The sequence below is a fragment of the Nocardioides houyundeii genome, from assembly GCF_002865585.1.
In the GTDB taxonomy this organism is placed as follows: Bacteria; Actinomycetota; Actinomycetes; order Propionibacteriales; family Nocardioidaceae; genus Nocardioides; species Nocardioides houyundeii.
The window spans coordinates 1,831,158-1,850,838 of record NZ_CP025581.1; the positions used below are offsets into that span (position 1 = coordinate 1,831,158).

The window sequence follows — 19,681 nt, forward strand, 5'->3', positions numbered from 1 at the left end:
CAAAGCCCGTCTCCCTCAGTTAGCAGCTGCAATGCGGCTCGCATTCGACAAAAGCGCAGGAATAGGCGCCCGAGACTCACGCCATGGGCCTAAGCATCAACTCCCCAGGAATAACCCAGGTATGCCAGTGCCACAGAGGCGGCCAGCACGCCGAATCCGTAGAGGGCTGCAACCGCGTAGTGCCTCGCGCGGACGAGGTCCACGGTCTCGTAGCTCGCGGTGCTGAAGGTGGTGTACCCACCGAGGAAGCCGGTGCCGAGCACGGCGCTGACCGCGGTCGAGGCTAGGTCCCCGGCCACCAGGCCGGTGATGCCTCCCAGGACCAGGGACCCTGACATGTTGATCAGGGCTGTCGGCCAGGGGAACTGGGTCTTGATCCTGGAGCGGATGGCCCCGTCCACGACGAACCGCACTCCCGCGCCGACGCCGCCGGCCAGGACCAGGAGGATGAACAGGCCGGGGCTCACGACGTCGCTCCGTCTCGGTGTGCCCGAGAGCGAGTCGCGGCGCTGGCCACCACGATGCCGAGGAAGGTGGCTCCCGCGCCCAGCAGCACGGTGCCCAGGCAGTACAAGGCTCCGACCCCGATCCTGGAGTCGTCCAGGAGCACGGCTGTGTCGGTGGCGAGCGAGCTGTAGGTGGTCAACCCCCCGCAGAAGCCCGTGCCGAGGACCAGCTTCAGGTGACCCGTGGTGCCCGGATCCGGCTTGGTGCGGGAGAGGGCCTCGTAGAGCAGGCCGAGCACGAAAGCGCCGATCAGGTTGACCAGGGGGATCACCACGGGCACGTCGTCGAGGTCGGGCACGGCCAAGGAGAGTCCTTCGCGGGCTGCGACGCCGACGAGCCCTCCTGCCACGACCAGAGCGATCGAGGCGAGGTGCAGGTAGCTGGGCCCGTGGTGGTCCTCGGCTGCACTCATGACTGTGACCGTATGGCGGCCGGCGAGCCGCCCACCAGAGCCCCTCGGCTCCCGCGGGGGGCCGAAAGGTCCCGGTCCAAGAGGGTCACTAGACCCTGGTCAATTCACGGCTAATCGATTATCAAGGGAAATTGGCGACGTTGCCACGAATTGTCTCAACGTACCCTGCTGCGGATTCAGCAACGTCGCGTTCTGTGAATATCTTCGGGGTTGCGCCAATCGATGTCATGCGTATGGTGGGGAGACGACCCGGCTTTGTCGCCGGGGGTTCATGCTGCGAGTTCGGGAAAGGCCCCAAATCATGGATCTCACTCCTCGAGAGATAGAGAAGCTCTACATCTACCAAGTTGCCGAAATTGCCAGAAGGCGTCGAGATCGAGGCACCAAGCTGAACGTCTCGGAGGCTCAGGCGCTGATCAGCGAGGCCATTCTCGAGGCCGCGCGCGACGGCAAGTCGGTCGCGGAGTGCATGGAGCTGGGCAAGCACGTCGTGGCGGTGGGGGACTGCATGGACGGCGTGCGGCAGCGCCTGGCGCTCCTGCAGGTGGAGGCGACCTTCCCGGACGGGAGCAAGCTGGTGTCGTGTCATGACCCAGTGGCGGCATGACACGTTCATCTGCGTCGTCCGGCCCGCCCTCCCTGGTGTTGGTCACCGGCCACGAGGGCGGTGAGTCTCGGGACCTCCTGGGCCTCGCCGTGGTCGTGCCGGCCCACGTCGTCGTCTCGACCCGTCGGTCCCTGCACCACCAGGTCACCAGCCTGCTCGACGCCACCGACGCGATGGTGGCGGTGCTCCCGATGACCTGGGGCCGCGACCCGGTGCTGGTCGCGGAGAGCGCCAAGTCGCTGCACTGGCTTGCCACCACGGTCCAACCAGGACGGCTGCTGCTGTGTGATGCCTTCGGCACCCCCGACCACCTGGTCGCACACCTTCGCCGCGCGGTCCGCGAGACCTCGATGAGCCGTCCCGAGGCGGGCGTGGTGGTGGCCGCCCCTGCGGGCAACCCGTTCGACGACGCCGAGCTGCACCGCCTGGCCCACCTGGTCCGGGCCCATGGCGCCGGCACGCAGGTCGAGGTGGCCTGCACGGGCGAGGGGGGCGACGCGGAGGAGACCTTGCGCCGATGTCGCCTGCTCGGCCTGCAGGAGGTCGTGGTGGTCCCTGCGGGATTCGACCGCTGGCCCGAGTCCGACGCGCCCGGAGTGACCTCCTACGGACCGCTCCTTTCTGCACAGGCAGCCGGCCGCGTCTTCGCGCAGCGGTTGTCGCAGGCCCGGCACCGGGCCGAGCACGGAGACGACGGCATCGCCCAAGGCCTGTCGGCCGACCACGGCCACGGCTACGCGCACTCGCACGACGTGGGAGGCGCGCCGGCGCACGCCCAGCACCACCCACACGCTCACGCACCCGGGCATCCGCACCCGCACCCGTCCGCGCCTGTGCCTGCCCCCCGATGACCCGCCCAGCGCCCAAGCCCCTCTGGAGGTAGCACGATGCTAGGAAGCCCGAAGTACGACCACCACGATGCCGACATCGAGATCAACGCCGGACGAGCCACCGTCACGCTGAGCGTGACCAACACCGGCGACCGGGGCATCCAGATCGGCTCCCACTTCCACTTCTTCGAGGTGAACCGAGCACTCCTCTTCGAGCGCGAGCTTGCCTACGGGATGCATCTGGACATCCCCGCCGGCACCGGCGTGCGGATCGAGCCGGGGGACACCCGGGAGGTGACCCTCACCGCGTACGCCGGTACCCGCCGGGTGATCGGCTTCAACAACCTCGTGGACGGCGGGCTGGACGCGCCGCACACCCGGAGCCGTGCCATGACCCGGATGGTCGAGCGCGGCTTCCAGAACGGCAAGCCCACCCAGGGCGGCGGCAAGGCCTCGCGAAGCGGCAGCGCCAGCAAGACACAGAAGGGGAACAGCTGATGGCCATCATCTCCCGCAGGCAGTACACCGACCTGTTCGGCCCGACCGTCGGGGACAAGGTGCAGCTGGCCGACTCCAACCTGGTCATCGAGATCGAGAAGGACTTCAACGAAGGCAACTACGGCGACGAGGTCGTCTACGGCGGCGGCAAGACCGCCCGTGACGGAATGGCTGCGGACCCGGAGTCCTCAGGGGCCCGGGGAGGCCTGGACCTGGTGATCACCAACGCCATCGTCCTGGATCCGGTCCTGGGGGTGCTCAAGGGCGACATCGGGGTCAAGGACGGAAAGATCGTCGGGATCGGGAAGTCGGGGAACCCGCACCTGCAGCGGAACGTCGACCCGCGGCTCGTGGTCGGGCCGGGCACCGAGCTGCTCGCAGGCGAGCACCTCATCGCCACCGCCGGAGGCTTCGACAGCCACGTCCACTACATCTCTCCCCAGCAGGCCTACGCCGCGCTCTCCAACGGCATCACCACGCTCTTCGGGGGCGGGACCGGTCCCACCGACGGCACCAACGGCGTCACCACGACGCCGGGTGCCTGGTACATCCAGCGTCTGCTCGAGGCGGCCGAGGACGTCCCGGTCAACATGGGCTTCCACGGCAAGGGCAACGGCTCGCTTCCCGGGCCTCTCATCGAGCAGATCGAGGCCGGGGCCTCCTCTCTCAAGGTCCACGAGGACTACGGCACCACCCCGGCTGCCCTGAGCTGCGCCCTGACGGTCGCGGACGACTACGACATCCAGATCTCGGTGCACACCGACAGCCTCAACGAGGCCGGCTACGTGGAGGACACGATGTCGGCCATCGACGGCCGGACGATCCACACCTACCACACCGAGGGTGCCGGAGGCGGTCACGCACCGGACATCATGAAGGCCGCCGGCTACCCGAACGTCCTGCCGTCCTCGACCAACCCGACGTTGCCCTACACCGTCAACTCGGTGGACGAGCTCCTCGACATGGTCATGGTCTGCCACCACCTCTCCCACGACGTGCCCGAGGACGTCTCGTTCGCGGACTCCCGGGTGCGCGCCGAGACGATCTCGGCGGAGACGGTCCTGCACGACGAGGGCGTGCTGTCCATGGTCTCCTCAGACTCCCAGGCGATGGGCCGGATCGGCGAGAGCTTCATGCGGGCGTTCCAGATCGCCCACCACTGCAAGGACAAGCGGGGAAAGCTGCCCGAGGATGCGGAGGGCAATGACAACTTCCGAGTCCTCCGCTACCTCGCGAAGGTCACCATCAACCCGGCCATCACCCAGGGGGTCTCGGACTACGTCGGGTCCCTGGAGGACGGGAAGATCGCCGACATCGTGCTCTGGCCGGTGGGGTCGTTCGGAGCCAAGCCCAAGATGGTCATCAAGGGTGGCGTCATCAACTGGGCGTTGATGGGGGACCCGAACGCCTCGCTGCCCACGCCGCAGCCGGTCTTCTACCGGCCGATGTTCGGGATGTTCGGCCGAGCCCTGCAGAGCACCCGGGTGACCTTCATGTCGCAGGCGGCCATCGACGCCGGAGTCCCGGAGAAGCTCGGTCTGGAGAGCCAGGTGCTGCCCGTCAAGCGGTGTCGCAGCATCGGCAAGGAGCACATGGTGCTGAACGACCGTACGCCCGAGATCGACGTCGACCCGGAGACCTACAAGGTCACCTTCGACGGGCAGCCGGCGCACATCGAGCCGGCGGAGAGCCTGCCCATGACCCAGCTGTTCTTCCTCACGTGAGCGCGTCCACCAGCACCAGCCTGCTGGCGAGCCTGCAGCTCTCCGACTCGGCGTTCCCCAGCGGCTTCTACACGATGTCGCACAGTCTCGAGGGCTTCGCCCAGCTGGGCCGGGTCGACCGCGAAGGTCTCGGCGACCTGCTGCACGGTCTGCTGCTGCACTCGGTGGGACCCGGGGATGCGACGGCGCTGGCCCGGGCGCACGAGGCGGTCCGGGCCGGAGACTGGTCGCAGGTCACGCTGGTGGACCAGATGCTGTTCGCCGCCAAGCTGAACAGCGAGATGCGCAAGGCCTCGGTCCGCAGCGGTCACCAGCTCACGGACGTCACCCGGGAGGCGTTCGGCGGCGAACAGCTCCAGGAATGGGCTCGGCGGGTGGCAGCCAAGGAGACGCCGGGCTGCCAGCCGGTGGCGGCAGCAGTGGCCTACGCGACAGCCGGGGTGGACGCGGAGCAGGCGGTCGTCTCGGACATGTCGGCCTTCGCCGTCAGCTTCCTGGGCGCTGCCCTCCGGCTGCGCCTCACCGACCACAGGCACCTGCAGGTGCTCCTCCACGCAGCGGCGCCGGTCATCGAGGACGCGGCACGTGCGGCGATCGAGCGACCCTTGAGCGACCTCGGCGGCTTCGTGCCCATGGCGGACGTGATGTCGGCGCAGCACGAGCGGGCGCCCGCCCGGCTGTTCGCCAGCTGAGGTCCGCGGCCCCAGCACCGGGCCACCGGCCCGGTGACCTGAAGAGAACGTCCAGACACGAGCACACGAGGGGTTGGCATGACGGAGAACGTCCTGAGGATCGGCATCGGCGGCCCGGTGGGGTCCGGCAAGACCGCGCTCACGGAGGCGCTGGTGCCCAGGCTCATCGCGGCAGGCCGTGAGCCGGCTGTGATCACCAACGACATCTACACCCAGGAGGACGCCCAGCACGTACGTCGGGAGCTGGCCGGAGTGCTCGACCCGGAGCGGGTGGTGGGGGTGGAGACGGGAGCCTGTCCGCACACCGCAGTGCGGGACGACCCGACCATGAACCTCGCGGCGGGAGCCGAGATGCTGGAGAGGTTCCCCGAGGTCGACACGCTGCTCTACGAGTCGGGAGGCGACAACCTCACCCTGACCTTCTCGCCCATCCTGGCCGACGTCTTCGTCTTCGTGCTGGACACCGCCGAGGGGGAGAAGATGCCCCGTAAGCGGGGCCCGGGGATCACCGAGTCCGACATCCTGGTGATCAACAAGGTCGACATCGCCCAGTACGTGCGCACCGATCTCGGCGTCATGGAGTCCGACGCCCACCGGGTCCGCGACGGGAAGCCGGTCATCCTGACGAACTCCCTGACCGGATTGGGCATCGACCAGCTCCAAGCACAGATCCTGTCGATCTGGAACGAGCGCATGGGTGCGCTGCTGACATGAGCGCGGTCGCGACGTCCCTTCAGGCTGTCGAGCACCAGTACGGCGGTCCCCGGCTGTCGCCCGAGCACTACGAACCCGGTTGGGTGCCGCTCGACGTGGCGCGTCACAACGGGGTCCCCGACACGCTGCCGACCGGCAGCCCCGGGAAGATCGGACTGCTGGAGCTGGAGTTCGGCCGTCGCGGGGACGGCACGGAGCTGGTGGGGCACTACCAGAAGTCGCCGTTGCAGATCATGCGTCCGCTCTACTACGACCCGCTGCGGCCCGACATGCCCTACACCTACTTGATGTCGACCGGCGCGGGGATCATGCAGGGCGACCGTCTGCGCAGCGACCTCACGTTCGGCGAGGGGACCTCGTCCTACGTCACGACCTCGGCCTACACCAAGGTGCTCAAGATGGAGCACGACTACGCGGTGGCCCAGATGAGTCTCGACCTGCGGGCCGGGGCCTACGTGGAGTACCTGCCCGATCCGCTGATCGCCTTTGGCCAGTCCCGGTTGTACCAGCGCACCCGGGTGGAGCTGGCCGAGTCCGCGACGCTGATCGCGGGGGAGACGGTGGTGGCTGGCAGGCTCGGTCGGGGCGAGCGGCACCAGTACACCGTCCTGGCGAGCGACTTCGAGGTCCGCCGTCCATCCGGCCAGATCCTCGCCCTGGACCGGGTGCGGATCTCTCCCAGCGCCGGCGACACGGGGGGACTGGCGGTCATGGGTGACCGGGACGTGCTGTCGATGCTCTACGTCCTGACGCCCGACGCGCCCGCCCAGGAGCTCAACGACCTCCTGCACTCGGTCCTGCTGCCGGACTTCGGCGACTCGGTGGACATCGGGGTCAGCGCCCTCCCCGCTGACGCCGGGGTCTGGGTGCGCATGGTGGGTGACGACGTCATGGGTGTCGGCCGGGCCAACACCGCCGCGTGGCGAGCTCTCCGGCGGCGGCTGACAGGGACCGAGGCTCCGCTCATCCGGAAGTCCTGACCGACCGGGGCTCGAGGCCCCCGACCTAGGAGACGAGATGCACGCGTCGAAGACGTCACCCGACCTTTCCGCCGACCTCCGCGCGGTGACCTGGCGTTCGCTGTGTCACGGCGTCTCCCAGATCTTCTTCCAGGCGAACCCGTGGACGGGCCTGCTCATCCTCGCGGCCTTCGCGGTGGGGGACCCGAGGATGGCGATCCTGGCGGCCGTGGGGACCATCCTCTCGACCCTCGCCGGGTGCCTGATGCGGGTCCCCCCGAGGGGTGGCGCTGGGCATGCAGGGGTTCAACGGGTGCCTGGTCGGCGCTGCGGTCTACGCAGCGCTGGGTGGGCAGGCCTGGTCGTACGTGCTCACGGTGGTCGGGGCGCTGCTGTGCGCGCCCGTGACGGCGTTCTTCGGTTGGCTGCTGGCCCTGCCGGCGCTGAGGGGGTTCAACCTCCCGTCCACCACGGCGCCCTTCTGCACCGTCGCCTCCATCCTGTATGCCGTGTCCTGGAACCTGCACGTCGAGGGCTCCACCAAGCACGTCACCGACGGGGCGGGCGACGCCTTGGCGCGCTCGGTCCTGGCCAACGTCTCCGAGGTGGTGCTGGTCAACAGCGCCCTGAGCGGGCTGCTGATTCTGATCGGCCTGTTCATCGCCTCCTGGCGCGTCGGCCTGGCGGCCGTGATGGGCAGTGTCATCGGCAGCGCGAGCGCCCTGGCCCTGGGCGAGTCAACGAACACGATCGAGGAGGGGCTGGCCGGCTACGCCGGGGTGCTCACGGCCATCGCACTCGCAGTGGTCTTCCACCACAGCAGCGTCGCCTCCTGGTGCTATGCGGCCGTCGGGACGGTGATCACCGCGGTCGTCACCCTGCTGATGAACGACGCCACCTCGTTCCCGCACTACACCTGGCCCTACATCCTCACCACCTGGGTGCTGCTGGTCGTCGGTTCGCGCATCCCGGCTCTGAGCCGGACGTGACCCGGGACCGCGGGACCCGCACCCTGCTGGTCACCGGCGCCGCGGGGCCCGCGGGCCGCGCGCTGGGCGTTCAGCTCGCCGCCCACTCGGAGCGCTCACAGCTCAGGGTCCTCGGCGTCGACCTGGCGCCGAAAGAGGTGCTGGGCATCGACTCCATGGAAGTCGTGCCGGCGGCCCGCGACGCGGCGTACGAGCGGACGCTGCTGGAGCTGGTGGCCCGTCACGAGCCGGACCTGATCATCCCGACCGTCTCCGAGGAGCTTCCGGGGCTGGCCGTGCTGGGAGGTGCTGTGGGTCTGGGACGCCGCCTGGTGCTCTCGGACGCGGCCCCGACGGCCGTTGCCGCAGACAAGCTGCTGACCATGTGGGCGCTGGACCACCGCGGAGTGCCAGTACCGCGGTACGCCGGGGCCGACGAGTTCGCCAGCTCGGCCGAGGCGCTCTCCTGGGCAGGAGGCCCGGTGGTCGTCAAGCCGCGACAGGGGCGCGGCGGGCGCGGCGTGCACGTCGTGGAGCGTGCGGGCGACCCGGTCTGGGCAGAGCTGGACGCCTCGTGGGTGGTCCAGCTCTTCGCGCCCGGAGCCGAGTACAGCCCCCAGGTCTACCGCTCGCCCGTCACCGGTCGCTGCGTCGTGGTGGTGCTGGAGAAGAGCGGGCGCAAGCAGGGACGGGTGGGCAACGCCACGGCGGTGACCCGTCTGCCCCAGGATGCGGCGAAGGACGTGGCTGAGCTGTCCGCGCGCGTGGTGCAGGCGCTCGACCTCGTGGGTCCGGTCGACATGGACGTGCGCCGGCTCGGCGACGGCACGCCGGTGGTCCTCGAGGTCAACAGCAGGTTCGGCGCCGTCTCCGCCGACGCCCCCGAGCTGCTGGACGCCGTCCTCCACGAGTGGCCCGGGTGACCCGTGACCTCGATCGCGGGGGCGCTGCTGTTCCTCCTGACCCTGCCCCTGCTGCTCATGGGTGCGACCCGCCTCGCCTTCGTCCCATTCGTGCTGACGTTCGAGCTGCGTGACCGTCGCCATCAGCGCGACCAGGCGGGGGCCGGGCCGGTCTTCGCGGAGGCGCCCTTCGTGAGCGTCGTGGTCCCGGCGTTCCAGGAGGCGAAGGTGATCGACAACTGCGTGCGCTCGGTGCTGCGCAGCGAGTATCCCCGGCTGGAGGTGGTCTGCGTGGACGACGGCTCGGCGGACGACACCTACCAGCGGATGCGGGACCTGGCCGCTGCCCATCCGCAGGTGCGGGCCGTGCGCCAGGACAACGCGGGCAAGGGGGCTGCCCTCAACACCGGGATCGCCCAGGCCCGCGGTGACGTCCTGGTCCTGGTCGATGCCGACGGCGTCTTTCGGTCCGACACCGTCACCCGGCTGCTGGCCGGCTTCCGCACCCCGCGGGTAGGTGCGGTGTGCGGCAACGATCGTCCGGTCAACCTCGATCACGTGCAGACGCGACTGCTCGCCCTGATCAGTCACCTCGGCACGGGTCTCATGCGCCGGGCGCTCGACGTGCTGGGCTGCCTGCCCGTGGTCTCGGGCAACATCGGGGCGTTCCGCCGCGAGGTCCTGGACCGCACCGGTCCGCTGCGCACCGACACCCTGGGCGAGGACTTGGAGCTGACCTGGCGGGTGCACCTGGCGGGCTACCAGGTCGCGTTCGCTCCCGACGCGCTCGTCTACGCCGAGTCGCCGTCGACCCTGTCGGGCCTGTGGCGGCAGCGGGTGCGCTGGGCCCGGGGCCTGTTGCAGGCGACCGCTCTGCACTGGGGGGCGGTCGGCAGGCCCCGCTACGGGACTTTCGGGTTGTACCTGCTGTTCAACACCGCCTCGCAGGTGGTGGCACCCTTCATCCAGCTCGCGGCGATCCTCAGCCTGGCGGGACTGGTGGTGACCCAGGGTTCGACCGCCCTCCCCGGGACCCTGATGGGCTGGATCCTGCTGCTGGGGCTGCCACTGTCGCTGGGCCTGCTCCTGTTCGCCAACTGGCTGGACGGCTCGCTGCGCGACCTGCGCTACCTGTGGACCGTCGTACTGTGGCCCTTCTACTCCACGTTGATGACCCTGGTCATGCTGGAGGCGGTCCGACTGGAGCTCGCGAATGCGGAGAACCGATGGAACAAGCTGGAGCGAACTGGGACGGTGTCCGTCCGCGGCCTCCTGGACGAAGACGACCGTGGCTCCTCGTCATCGTGATCCCGCTCGTGGCAGCGGTCATCGGCGCTGCCCTCATCGTCCGTCCCTGGGAGGATGAGGTGCTGCCCACGATGCGTCCGAGCCAGAGGCCTGAGCTGGTGCGCTCGCTCAGCGTCGACTTCGGCACCATCACCGATCCGGACACCGACTGGGGTGAGGTCGACGACCGGTTCGACTCCGTGGGTGCCACGGCCGCCGAGCTCAGTGCCGGGCGGGTCGAGTTCACCGCCTTCGACTGGACCGAGCACCCCGAGGAGGCAGCGGAACCAGGGACCGATCACCTGGCCAAGGCCGCCAGAGCCCTGGTGCAGACCGCCGAGGGGGAGCCGAGGCAGCTGGGGCTCATCGTGGACGCCTACGTGCCGGAGTGGATCAAGAAGGACCCGTCCATCGCGGGTGTCTCGGCTGACGGACGCAGGTCGGCGTACCAGGCTTCCGCCACCCAGCTGACCACGGGAGCAGTGGGACGGCGCCTGGTCGACTACGTGGCGGCGCTGGGGGAGCGGTACGACCCGGCCTCGATCGCGATCACCGAGCTCTTCCTGTCGAGCTCCTTCGGGGATGACGACCTCGAGCTCTTCGAGGAGATGACCGGGCAGACCGGTTGGCCCCGCACCGCCACCGGAGAGCTGGACCCGGAAGCGCCCACTGTCACCGCCTGGCGCTCGGCGGTGGTCTCCGGGGTGCTCCAGCGGATGCGGGCTGCCCTGGACAGGGTGCGCGACGGCGACGGTGCGGCGATCGAGCTCGCCATGGACGTCCGGGTGAACTGGGAGGACCCGGCCGCGGGCGTCCCGGCCAGCGGACACGGCTACCGCTCGCTGCTGCGGGCCGCCGACCTGCTCGTGGTCTGGGCCTATCTCTACGACGACAGGCCCCCCGGCGCCGTACGGCGCCTGACCTCCGGGCTCATCGCCGGCGGCCTCGACATCTCGCGGTTCGCCGTCTCGGTGGGACTGTGGGCCGACGGACCGAACGACGACCCCCGCGAGGCCATCACCCCGGCCCGGATGGCCGCCGCCGTCCGGGCGGCCGGCGCGAACGGGGTCACCAACGTCAACGTGACCCCGTACTCGTTGATGACTGCGGAGCACTGGAAGGCCCTGGCCCGGGTGTGGCAGGGGTCATGAGGGCGCGCCCGACTGCACCCCGGCGGGCTGCAGATCGGGGATGACCGCCTCGACCACGGTGCCGCGGCCCGGCGCGGAGTCGATGGTCAGGACCCCTCCGTGCTCCTCGATGATCGCGTGCACCAGGGAGAGACCGAGACCGATGCCCTGGACCCGACGGCGGCGGGTGTCCCGGGTGCGGTAGAACCGCTCGGTGATCCGACCGAGCTCGTCCCGCTCGATGCCTGTTCCCTGGTCCGCCACCCGGATCCGGGCCTGCCGCACTCCGTTCGCGGCCTCCTCCTGCACCGTGGTGATCTCGACCCGGCCGCCGTTGTGGCTGTACTTGACGGCGTTGCTAAGCAGGTTGTCCACCACCTGCCCGAGTCGCTGTGGGTCGGAGATCAGCCTCACGACAGGGTCTCCGGCGACCTCGACACGCACGCCCAGGTCCCGGGCCGTCGGCTGCTGGGTCTCGACCGCGGCGCGCACCACGTCGGTCACCTCCACCTCGGTGGCCGTCATCGGTGCGCCGAAGACGAGCTGTGCGCTGGTCAGCAGGTCGTCGACCAGCGAGCGCAGCCGCTCGGTGTTGCGCACGAGGACGTCGAGATAGCCCAGCTGCTCCTCGTCCAGGCCGCCGGACTCCAGGCGCAGCAGGTCCAGGTATCCCAGGATCGAGGCCAGGGGGGTGCGGAACTCGTGACTCACCAGGCTGATGAACTCGTCCTGGCGGCGCTCGTGCTCCCGGATCTCGGTCACGTCACTGACCACGAAGAGGTATCCCGCCGAGAGCTCGGGAGCGGCACCCTCGAGCGCGGGGCGCGGCGTCACGACGTACGCCAGGTGCTGGACGGAGCCGTCGGCCCGGGTACGGCGAAGCTCACCGGAATGCGAGCCTCCGGTTGCCGCCTCGCCCACCTCCGCTGCCAGCAGCGGTTGGGCGGTCCCGGCGGGCTCCTCCGCGTCGGCGCCCTCGACGGGCAGGAGCGCGGTGATCGCACTGCCCACCAGCTCGTCCTCGGCGCGCGCGAACATGCGCTCGGCCCCGGCGCTCACCATCCGCACCACGCCGTCCAGGTCGGTGCCGATGATCGCCTGCTCGGTGGCTGCCCGCATGACGCTGCGCAGCGCGTCCCGCGAGGCACGGAGCTGACCTACCCGGGCGGCCACCTCGTCCCGCGCCTGCCGGAGCTCCTCTGCCTGCTGGCGGGTGATCCCGAGGATGCCGTGGGCACGCACTGCCACCGCGGCGATGATCGGGAGCGTCACGACGACGTGCAGCAGCGGGTGGACGCGCCCGATGTCGAACACTACGGGCGCCAGCAGCACCATCGCGGAGCCGAAGAGGGCGATGCCGAGCCCCCACGGGCCAGGCTCCAGGGCGAGCGTGACCACCGGCATGAAGAGCAGCACGTCCAGGCTCACCAGGTCGAGGCCCGCCCCGAGGTCCATCAGCGCGACAGCAAGCATCTGCACCACGGGCACGGCATAGCGCCACGCCGGTGCCAGGACCGTCCAGTCGGCACGGCTGGCCACGGCCTGGACTCCGAGCACCAGGGCTGCCGCGGTGGCGAGCACGGTGCGACTGACGGGCTCGATGGTGACCCAGAGGATCAGGGCCGAGACCAGGACCGACACGGTGACCGGCACCTGGCGAAGACCCACCGCCTCCGGGGCGAACCAGCGTGCGGCGAGGTCGCGCCCCAGGCGCTGGGCCCAAGCGCGCGCCTGCTCGAGCGGCTCGGCGTCAGTCACCGCGGATCGACCAGGTCTCCGTGCCCGGCTCCTGCCTCGGTCCGAGCCGCCTGAGGAGTGACTCCCCTCACTGAGGCTTCCGTCAGGTTCTCGGTGGCGCGGACGGTCTCCAGGGGCTCCACCTCATGAGCCGGGCTGAACCTCGCCCAGTACCTCGCGGTCGCCCGGACCACGTCCGGCTGCATGTACTCCCGGTGCGACTGGGAGGCGAAGGCGGCCAGCATCCGCAGCTTGATGTCGACGAAGCCGTCCACCGCCACGAACCGGTTCGGGGCGAAGTCCACCGTCGAGGACGGGCTCTGGAAGCACCACAGGCTGGGGACCTGCCGGGCGGCGATCTGCACCGCCTGGTGAACAGCCCGGTGGTCCTGGTGACGGTCGTGCACGCCGTGGGTGTAGATGCGGTCGGGGTGAGTCTCGGCGATCGTCTCCTCGATCGCGGTGATCACCCCCGATGCGGGGTCGAGCATGGTGTCGGGGAAGTTGAGGTGCACCAGCCGAGCGCCCACCACCGCCGCGGCCTGCGCGGCCTCGCTGCGCCTGCTGTCGGTGTTCCCACCGACCGCACCGCCGGAGAGGGTGAGGATGACGAGCTCGTCCCCGGCGGCGGCGTGCACGGCCAGCGTGGCCCCGATGCCGATCTCCACGTCGTCCGGGTGCGCGCCGACGGCCAGCACCCGCTGACGCGAGGCCCGCCGCCCGTCCCTGGTCCGCTGGGCCAGCTCGGTGGCCCGCTCCACGACCTGCGAGGCGGTGACCGGCTTCACCAGGAACTCGTCCGCGGACTCGCGCAGCGCCTCCACGGCGTGGCTGAAGGTGGGGTAGGCGGTGATGATCATGACGCTGAGCGCGGGATCGATGGCGCGTACCTCCGGCAGGATCTGCAGTCCGGAGCGGCCCGGGAGCGCGATGTCGCTGACCAGCAGGTCGTAGCTGCGACTCCTCAGTGCGGCCAACGCCTCGTCTGCGGTCCCCGCCACGTCGACCACCATGCCGCCGTACCGCTCGAGGGCGATGCGGTTGAACTCGGCCGCGTCTCGGTCGTCCTCCAGCACCAGGGCGCGGAACGGCTCCTCGCTCATCGTCCGGCCTTCCCGTGCCACGGTCCGGAGCCGCCGGAATCGCCAGTCCGGTGCCATCTGACCGGACCGGCTAGGGACCTTGTCCTCTGGGACCTGCGCCGGAGCGCGGGCTTGGCTGGGCAGCGACCAAGGAAACCCACGAAGGGACGCCCACGATGACCAAGCAGATCCAGCCCGACACCCAGTCCGTGTTCACGGAGCTGATGAACTGGGTGGGCTCGCCGCACCTCGAGCCGCAGGTCAAGGTCGAGGAGTGGGTGGAGGGCGATCGCCGAGTGATCCGGGCCGACCTGCCCGGGATCGACCCCGAGCGGGACGTCGAGCTGTCCCTGGACGGCAGCACGCTGCACCTTCGTGGCCAGCGGCGCTCCGAGCAGCACCACCACCACCGCACCGAGATCCGGTACGGCAGCTTCGCCCGCGCGTTGACGTTGCCCCCCGGCACCCGGGTGGAGGACATCAAGGCCGAGTACGACAACGGTGTCCTCACCGTCTCCGTGCCGGTGGGCAGCGGCTCGGGCACGACGACCATCCCGATCACCCGAGGCGGAAGTGAGCAGGCCGGAAGCGACCAGGCCGGAAGCTGAGCACGTCGCCGGCGCGCGGCTCGCTGTACGCGCGGAGGTCACGTCCCCGCGGCGTGACCTCCCGGGTCTCGCGAGTCGCGTCACTGTCCGTTGTACAGACCGGTGGTGGTGACGATCGTCCCGGCCGTGCCGGCCAGGATCGCCACCGCCTCGTCCAGGCTCCCGATCGCGGCGACTCCGCCGGTGACCTCCACGAACCGGCTGACCGCCTCCACCTTGGGACCCATGGACCCGGCAGCGAACCCGAGCGCACGCAGTGCAGGCGGCGTGGTGCGACGCAACGGTGTCTGGTCGGGCGTCCCCCAGTGCTGCATGACGGCGGGGACGTCGGTCAGGACCATCAGCGCGTCGGCGTCCAGGGCCTCTGCCAGCACCGCGCTCGCGAGGTCCTTGTCGACCACAGCCTCCACGCCGCGCAGCTCGCCCTGCTCGTCGCGCACCACCGGGACCCCGCCGCCCCCAGCGCAGATCACCACCGCACCGCTCTCCAGGAGCAGCCGGATCAGCCGGGTCTCGACGATGCGCTGGGGCCGGGGCGAGCCGACGACGCGCCGCCACGCGTCGCCGTCCCGAGCCATGTCCCAGCCCCGGGACTGGCTGAGCTTGTGGGCGGTCTCCTCGTCGTAGGTCTCGCCCACGAACTTCGTAGGGTTCTCGAACGCGGGGTCCCCTGCCTCCACCAGCGTCTGGTTGATGATCGCGGCCACCGGCTTCAGGGTCAGCTCGTTCTGCAGCGCCTGCAGCAGCCAGTATCCGATCATCCCCTGGGTCTGTGCTCCCAGGACGTCGAACGGGTACGGCGTGCTCAGGCGCGGGTCGGAGGCGCTCTGCAGCGCCAGCACGCCGACCTGCGGACCGTTGCCGTGGGTGATCACCAGCTCGTGCTCCTCGGTCAGCGGAGCCAGGGAGGCGACGGCGCGGCGCACGTTGGCCTCCTGGACATCTGCGTCAGGTCGCTGCCCGCGCTGGAGCAGGGCGTTGCCACCGAGGGCCACCACGATCCGCATCTCAACCGCCCAGCGTGGCCACGAGGACCGCCTTGATGGTGTGCATCCGGTTCTCCGCCTGGTCGAAGACGATGGAGTTGCGCGACTCGAACACCTCGTCGGTGACCTCGAGGGCGTCCATCCCGGTGCGTTGGAACAGCTCCTCGCCGACCTTGGTGTGACGGTCGTGGAAGCCGGGCAGGCAGTGCATGAACTTGACCTGCGGGTTCCCGGTGGCCTCCAGGACGCCCATGGTGACCTGGTAGTCCCGCAGCAGGGCGATGCGCTCGTCCCAGGCCTCCGGTGGCTCCCCCATCGAGACCCAGACGTCGGTGTAGATGAAGTCGGCACCTGCGACTCCCTCGGTGACGTCCTCGGTCTGGGTGATACGGGCGCCGGTCTGCTCGGCGATGGTGGCCGCCTCCGCGACGATGTCCTCGGCGTTCCACAGTGCTGAGGGGGCGACCATCCGCACGTCCATCCCCATCATCGCGCCCGTGACCAGCAGGGAGTTGCCCATGTTGTTGCGGGCATCGCCGAGGTAGGCGAACGTGATGTCGCGGTCCTGCTTGGCGCAGTGCTCACGCATGGTCAGCATGTCGCAGAGCATCTGGGTCGGGTGCCAGTCGTCGGTCAGCCCGTTCCACACCGGCACCCCGGCGTACTTGGCCAGGGTCTCGACGTTGTCCTGGCTGGCGCCGCGGTACTCGATGCCGTCGTACATCCGGCCCAGCACCCGCGCGGTGTCCTCCATCGACTCCTTGTGGCCGATCTGCGACCCGGAGGGATCCAGGTAGGTGACCTGGGCGCCCTGGTCGTGGGCGGCCACCTCGAAGGCGCACCGGGTACGGGTCGAGGTCTTCTCGAAGATCAGGGCGATGTTCTTGCGGATCAGCCGGGGCTGCTCGGAGCCGGCGTACTTCGCCTGCTTGAGCTCGGCGGCTAGGTCCAGGAGGAACGACCACTCCTTGGGGGTGAAGTCGAGCTCCTTGACGAAGTTGCGGTGTCTCAGGTTGAAGGCCATGGTGATCAGATCCCTTCCCGCTCGATGGGGCACGACATGCAACGCGGTCCGCCGCGTCCCCGGCCGAGCTCGGCACCGGCGATGGTGATGACCTCGATGCCCTTCTTGCGCAGGAAGGTGTTGGTGGTGACGTTGCGCTCGTAGGCCACGACGACGCCGGGGCGCAGCGCCAGCACGTTGCACCCGTCGTCCCACTGCTCGCGCTCGGCTGCGCGCACGTCCTGGCTAGGGGTGAGGACCCGCATGTCGTCCAGGCCCAGCGCGTCGGCGATCGCACGGTGCATGTCCTCGGGCTCGTGGGCGGTCACGGTCAGCTCACCGTCCTGCTCGCCGGACTGGATCGTGAACGAGGGCAGCATGCCGAGACCGGCGTACTTGGTGAAGGTGTGGTCGTCGACCATCGTCATCACCGTGTCCAGGTGCATGAAGGCCCGGGCCTGGGGCAGGGAGAGGGCCACGACCGTGCTGGCACTGCCGGCGTCGAAGAGCCGTCGGGCGAGCCGCTCCACGCCCTGCGGGGTGGTTCGTTCGCTCATCCCGACCAGGACGACACCGCGGCCCAGCACCAGCAGGTCTCCACCCTCCGTGGTCGCCGTGCCGTTGGCCGTGGCGTCGCCCCACATGCGGAAGTCCTGGCCGGCGAAGAGCGGGTGCCACTGGTAGATGGCCTCGTAGTGGACGGTCTCGCGCATCCGGGCTCGCTTGCGCATGGCGTTGATGGAGACGCCGTCGTATATCCACGCTGAGGTGTCACGGGTGAAGAGATGATTGGGCAGGGGCGGCAGCACGAAGTCCTCGGCGCCCATGGCCTGGATCACCACGGAGACCGGTACGTCCGTGCGTTCCAGCAGCTCTGACTTCGTCATGCCCCCGATCAGGATCTCGGTGAGCTCGCTCTCGGGCATCAGGGAGAACAGGTCCTGGATGAGGTCGGCCGCCAGGGGTCCGTAGGTTCGCTCGTCCACCGTGCTGTTGACCACGTGCGCCCGCGCCTCGGGGATGGCCAGGGTCTCCCGGAGGAGGTCACCCAGCAGGTGCACCTCGACACCGGTGTCGCGCAGGGTGCTCGAGAACGCGTCGTGCTCCTGCTGTGCCCGCTTGACCCACAGCACGTCGTCGAACAGGAAGTCGTCCTTGTTCGTGGGAGTCAGCCGTTTGAGCTCGAGTCCCGGCCTGTGCAGGATCACCCTCTTAAGAGCGCCCACCTCGGATTCCACCTGGAGCGCCATGGCCCCTCCTTCTGGTTGTGTGGTCCCAGGCAACCGTGCCGCGGTGACGTTGCAAGAGGGCACATGGTCCCGGCACCGGAATGACTATCGGCAGGTCTCACGGCCATGGGCGAGTGTTTCGTTGAGTGGGTTGCCACCGCGCAGAAAGGCTTGGTCATGCCTCCTACCCATCGGGCTGATCCGCCGGCCGAAGAGCCGTCCCGCGAATCGCCGTCCACCGAATCGCCGTCCGCCGCCCTCGACGAGACCGGTGGGGAGCAGGAGCAGAAGACGTTCCGCTTTCCCAGTGCCCTGACGGTGCTGGCCGCGGTCACCCTCCTGGTGTGGCTGCTGGCTTTCGTGGTGCCCACCGGCACGTACCAGACCGACGCCGACACGGGCCGCCCGATTCCGGGGACCTACGAGCGCATCGACTCCACGCTCTCCTTCGGGGATCGCCTGATGCAGTTGTTCCTGGCCCCGGTCAACGGGCTCTACGGGATCCTGAACGGGGACGGCTTCGTCGGGCCCAACGAGAGCGGCGAGCTCTACGGTGCGGCCGGGGTGTTCCTGTTCGTGCTCGGCATCGGCGTGTTCATCACCATGGCGATGCAGACCGGGGCGATCGAGCGCGGCATCGGCAGGGTCGCGGTCGGGATGCGAAGCCGCAGCGCGGTGCTCATCGCGGTGCTGATGGTGCTGTTCTCGATCGGGGGCACGACCGAGGGGATGGCCGAGGAGACTCTCGGTTTCTACACCCTGGTGGTGCCGCTGATGCTCGCGCTGGGATATGACCGGATGGTCGCGGTGGGCACGATCATGGTCGGTGCCGGCATAGGCGTGCTCGCCTCGACGGTCAACCCGTTCGCGACCGGGGTGGCCTCGGGTGCCGCAGACATCTCCATCGGCGACGGCATCGGGTTCCGCCTGCTGATGTACGTGCTGCTGGTCCCGGTGGGTATCTGGTGGGTGCTGCGCTACGCCCGCCGGGTGCGGTCCGACCCGTCGACCTCGATGGTGAGCCCGGTGCCGGGGGACGATGAGCTCAAGGCACAGGGCGTGGGTGACGTGGCCGAGCTGACGGTCCGGGACCGGGTCGTGCTCACCATCGTGGGCCTGACCTTCGTGTTCATGATCTTCGCCATCGTCCCCTGGGCCCAGATCATCGACGGACCCGAGGCCGACAGCTACCGCTGGCAGTTGGACTGGTACTTCCCGGAGCTGGCCGCCCTGTTCATCGTGATGGCACTGGTGGTGGGAGCGATCGGCGGACTGGGGGAGAAGGGTGTGACCGACGCGGTCGTGCGGGGGGCCGGAGACTTCATCGGAGTCGGCCTCGTCATCGTCCTGGCCCGAGGGGTGACAGTGATCATGAACAACGCCCAGATCACCGACACGGTGCTGCAGTCGATGGAGCGTGCAGTCTCCGACACCTCGTCCTGGGTCTTTGGTGGACTGATGTTCCTGGTCAACGTGCCCTTGGCGTTCCTGGTGCCCTCCTCGTCCGGTCACGCCGCCCTGGCGATGCCGATCCTGGCGCCCCTGGCGGACTTCGCGGGCGTCTCACGCGCCATGGTGGTGACCGCGTACCAGTCCGCCTCGGGAGTGGTGAACCTCATCACCCCGACCTCGGCGGTGGTGATGGGCGGCCTGGCGTTGGCGAAGGTGCGCTACGACCAGTACCTGCGGTTCGTGCTGCCCCTGGTCGGCATCCTCTTCGTCGCTGCCCTGGCCCTGAGCGCACTGGGCGCGGCGCTCTCCTGACACCAGGCCTCGCGGCGACTGGGCCCTAGGTCCTCGCCCGGA

The 19,681-nt window shown here is 69.5% G+C and carries 20 protein-coding genes and 1 pseudogene; 14 read left to right on the forward strand and 7 right to left on the reverse strand.

Features of this window, described 5'->3' with window-relative positions:
* Nucleotides 1–89 precede the first annotated feature (89 nt).
* Both C0R66_RS08785 and C0R66_RS08790 read right to left on the reverse strand, forming a co-directional pair.
* Nucleotides 90–467 (reverse strand): fluoride efflux transporter FluC, encoded by a 378-nt coding sequence (locus tag C0R66_RS08785; RefSeq protein WP_101524381.1) that lies wholly within the window; start codon nt 465–467, stop codon nt 90–92.
* Nucleotides 464–919 (reverse strand): fluoride efflux transporter FluC, encoded by a 456-nt coding sequence (locus tag C0R66_RS08790; RefSeq protein WP_199286866.1) that lies wholly within the window; start codon nt 917–919, stop codon nt 464–466. Before C0R66_RS08790 ends, C0R66_RS08785 begins: the two co-directional genes overlap by 4 nt.
* 301 nt (nt 920–1,220) lie before the next feature.
* Between C0R66_RS08790 and C0R66_RS08795 the strand changes: the two genes are divergently transcribed.
* The 12 genes and pseudogenes from C0R66_RS08795 to C0R66_RS08850 all read left to right on the forward strand — a co-directional run bounded on the left by C0R66_RS08795 (nt 1,221) and on the right by C0R66_RS08850 (nt 11,251).
* Complete coding sequence (locus C0R66_RS08795; RefSeq protein ID WP_101526141.1) at nt 1,221–1,526, forward strand: urease subunit gamma; 306 nt, start codon at nt 1,221–1,223, stop codon at nt 1,524–1,526.
* Nucleotides 1,523–2,377: a sirohydrochlorin chelatase gene (locus C0R66_RS08800; RefSeq protein ID WP_158647970.1), complete on the forward strand. Its 855-nt coding sequence runs from the start codon at nt 1,523–1,525 to the stop codon at nt 2,375–2,377. The genes C0R66_RS08795 and C0R66_RS08800 overlap by 4 nt, the downstream gene beginning before the upstream one ends.
* Nucleotides 2,378–2,413: 36 nt before the next feature.
* Nucleotides 2,414–2,854, forward strand: a complete 441-nt coding sequence (locus tag C0R66_RS08805; protein ID WP_101524383.1) for an urease subunit beta — start codon at nt 2,414–2,416, stop codon at nt 2,852–2,854.
* Nucleotides 2,854–4,578: an urease subunit alpha gene (gene ureC / locus C0R66_RS08810; protein WP_101524384.1), complete on the forward strand. Its 1,725-nt coding sequence runs from the start codon at nt 2,854–2,856 to the stop codon at nt 4,576–4,578. The genes C0R66_RS08805 and ureC overlap by 1 nt, the downstream gene beginning before the upstream one ends.
* Nucleotides 4,575–5,270, forward strand: a complete 696-nt coding sequence (locus C0R66_RS08815; protein WP_199286867.1) for an urease accessory protein UreF — start codon at nt 4,575–4,577, stop codon at nt 5,268–5,270. Before ureC ends, C0R66_RS08815 begins: the two co-directional genes overlap by 4 nt.
* 78 nt (nt 5,271–5,348) lie before the next feature.
* Nucleotides 5,349–5,984 carry an urease accessory protein UreG gene (gene ureG, locus C0R66_RS08820; RefSeq protein WP_101524385.1) on the forward strand — a complete coding sequence of 212 codons (636 nt, stop codon included), beginning with the start codon at nt 5,349–5,351 and terminating at the stop codon, nt 5,982–5,984.
* Nucleotides 5,981–6,964: an urease accessory protein UreD gene (locus C0R66_RS08825; protein WP_101524386.1), complete on the forward strand. Its 984-nt coding sequence runs from the start codon at nt 5,981–5,983 to the stop codon at nt 6,962–6,964. Before ureG ends, C0R66_RS08825 begins: the two co-directional genes overlap by 4 nt.
* 37 nt (nt 6,965–7,001) lie before the next feature.
* Nucleotides 7,002–7,160 (forward strand): annotated as a pseudogene (locus tag C0R66_RS20260) (urea transporter); the annotation flags it as partial.
* Nucleotides 7,161–7,239: 79 nt separating this feature from the next.
* Nucleotides 7,240–7,932, forward strand: a complete 693-nt coding sequence (locus C0R66_RS08835) for an urea transporter (RefSeq protein WP_158647971.1) — start codon at nt 7,240–7,242, stop codon at nt 7,930–7,932.
* A complete protein-coding gene (locus C0R66_RS08840; protein WP_101526143.1) occupies nt 7,929–8,834 on the forward strand; it encodes an ATP-grasp domain-containing protein in 906 nt (301 codons plus the stop codon). Before C0R66_RS08835 ends, C0R66_RS08840 begins: the two co-directional genes overlap by 4 nt.
* 3 nt (nt 8,835–8,837) lie before the next feature.
* Nucleotides 8,838–10,121, forward strand: a complete 1,284-nt coding sequence (locus C0R66_RS08845; RefSeq protein WP_101524388.1) for a glycosyltransferase family 2 protein — start codon at nt 8,838–8,840, stop codon at nt 10,119–10,121.
* A complete protein-coding gene (locus C0R66_RS08850; protein ID WP_199286868.1) occupies nt 10,118–11,251 on the forward strand; it encodes a hypothetical protein in 1,134 nt (377 codons plus the stop codon). Before C0R66_RS08845 ends, C0R66_RS08850 begins: the two co-directional genes overlap by 4 nt.
* Here C0R66_RS08850 and C0R66_RS08855 read toward each other — a convergent pair.
* Together C0R66_RS08855 and C0R66_RS08860 are read right to left on the reverse strand one after the other, a co-directional pair.
* Nucleotides 11,246–12,988, reverse strand: coding sequence for a sensor histidine kinase (locus tag C0R66_RS08855; protein WP_101524389.1), 1,743 nt, complete (start codon nt 12,986–12,988; stop codon nt 11,246–11,248). The genes C0R66_RS08850 and C0R66_RS08855 overlap by 6 nt on opposite strands.
* Nucleotides 12,985–14,070 carry a PIG-L family deacetylase gene (locus C0R66_RS08860; RefSeq protein WP_101526145.1) on the reverse strand — a complete coding sequence of 362 codons (1,086 nt, stop codon included), beginning with the start codon at nt 14,068–14,070 and terminating at the stop codon, nt 12,985–12,987. The genes C0R66_RS08855 and C0R66_RS08860 overlap by 4 nt, the downstream gene beginning before the upstream one ends.
* Before the next feature lie 155 nt (nt 14,071–14,225).
* On the opposite strand from C0R66_RS08860, the gene C0R66_RS08865 reads away from it, so the two are divergent.
* Nucleotides 14,226–14,657, forward strand: a complete 432-nt coding sequence (locus tag C0R66_RS08865) for an Hsp20/alpha crystallin family protein (RefSeq protein ID WP_199286869.1) — start codon at nt 14,226–14,228, stop codon at nt 14,655–14,657.
* Nucleotides 14,658–14,737: 80 nt separating this feature from the next.
* On the opposite strand, the gene arcC is transcribed toward C0R66_RS08865, so the two are convergent.
* Genes arcC through C0R66_RS08880 form a run of 3 tightly spaced genes read right to left on the reverse strand, consistent with a single transcriptional unit; the run spans nt 14,738 to nt 17,854 of the window.
* Nucleotides 14,738–15,664 (reverse strand): carbamate kinase, encoded by a 927-nt coding sequence (arcC, locus tag C0R66_RS08870; RefSeq protein WP_101524390.1) that lies wholly within the window; start codon nt 15,662–15,664, stop codon nt 14,738–14,740.
* 1 nt (nt 15,665) lies between these two features.
* Nucleotides 15,666–16,667 (reverse strand): ornithine carbamoyltransferase, encoded by a 1,002-nt coding sequence (gene argF / locus C0R66_RS08875; protein ID WP_101524391.1) that lies wholly within the window; start codon nt 16,665–16,667, stop codon nt 15,666–15,668.
* A 5-nt stretch (nt 16,668–16,672) separates the two neighbouring features.
* Complete coding sequence (locus C0R66_RS08880) at nt 16,673–17,854, reverse strand: arginine deiminase (protein ID WP_422385608.1); 1,182 nt, start codon at nt 17,852–17,854, stop codon at nt 16,673–16,675.
* Between the two features lie 198 nt (nt 17,855–18,052).
* Between C0R66_RS08880 and C0R66_RS08885 the strand changes: the two genes are divergently transcribed.
* Nucleotides 18,053–19,639 (forward strand): YfcC family protein, encoded by a 1,587-nt coding sequence (locus tag C0R66_RS08885; RefSeq protein WP_101524393.1) that lies wholly within the window; start codon nt 18,053–18,055, stop codon nt 19,637–19,639.
* The last annotated feature ends 42 nt before the right edge of the window (nt 19,640–19,681 follow it).

Excerpts from the sequence above, each read along its gene's own strand:
- C0R66_RS08865 (WP_199286869.1), top strand. The coding sequence starts at position 14,226 with ATGACCAAGCAGATCCAGCCCGACACCCAGTCCGTGTTCACGGAGCTG.
- C0R66_RS08805 (WP_101524383.1), top strand. The coding sequence starts at position 2,414 with ATGCTAGGAAGCCCGAAGTACGACCACCACGATGCCGACATCGAGATC.
- ureG (WP_101524385.1), top strand. The coding sequence starts at position 5,349 with ATGACGGAGAACGTCCTGAGGATCGGCATCGGCGGCCCGGTGGGGTCC.
- C0R66_RS08835 (WP_158647971.1), top strand. The coding sequence starts at position 7,240 with ATGCAGGGGTTCAACGGGTGCCTGGTCGGCGCTGCGGTCTACGCAGCG.
- C0R66_RS08800 (WP_158647970.1), top strand. The coding sequence starts at position 1,523 with ATGACACGTTCATCTGCGTCGTCCGGCCCGCCCTCCCTGGTGTTGGTC.
- C0R66_RS08885 (WP_101524393.1), top strand. The coding sequence starts at position 18,053 with ATGCCTCCTACCCATCGGGCTGATCCGCCGGCCGAAGAGCCGTCCCGC.
- argF (WP_101524391.1), bottom strand. The coding sequence starts at position 16,667 with ATGGCCTTCAACCTGAGACACCGCAACTTCGTCAAGGAGCTCGACTTC.
- C0R66_RS08795 (WP_101526141.1), top strand. The coding sequence starts at position 1,221 with ATGGATCTCACTCCTCGAGAGATAGAGAAGCTCTACATCTACCAAGTT.
- C0R66_RS08790 (WP_199286866.1), bottom strand. The coding sequence starts at position 919 with ATGAGTGCAGCCGAGGACCACCACGGGCCCAGCTACCTGCACCTCGCC.
- arcC (WP_101524390.1), bottom strand. The coding sequence starts at position 15,664 with ATGCGGATCGTGGTGGCCCTCGGTGGCAACGCCCTGCTCCAGCGCGGG.
- C0R66_RS08825 (WP_101524386.1), top strand. The coding sequence starts at position 5,981 with ATGAGCGCGGTCGCGACGTCCCTTCAGGCTGTCGAGCACCAGTACGGC.
- C0R66_RS08860 (WP_101526145.1), bottom strand. The coding sequence starts at position 14,070 with ATGAGCGAGGAGCCGTTCCGCGCCCTGGTGCTGGAGGACGACCGAGAC.
- ureC (WP_101524384.1), top strand. The coding sequence starts at position 2,854 with ATGGCCATCATCTCCCGCAGGCAGTACACCGACCTGTTCGGCCCGACC.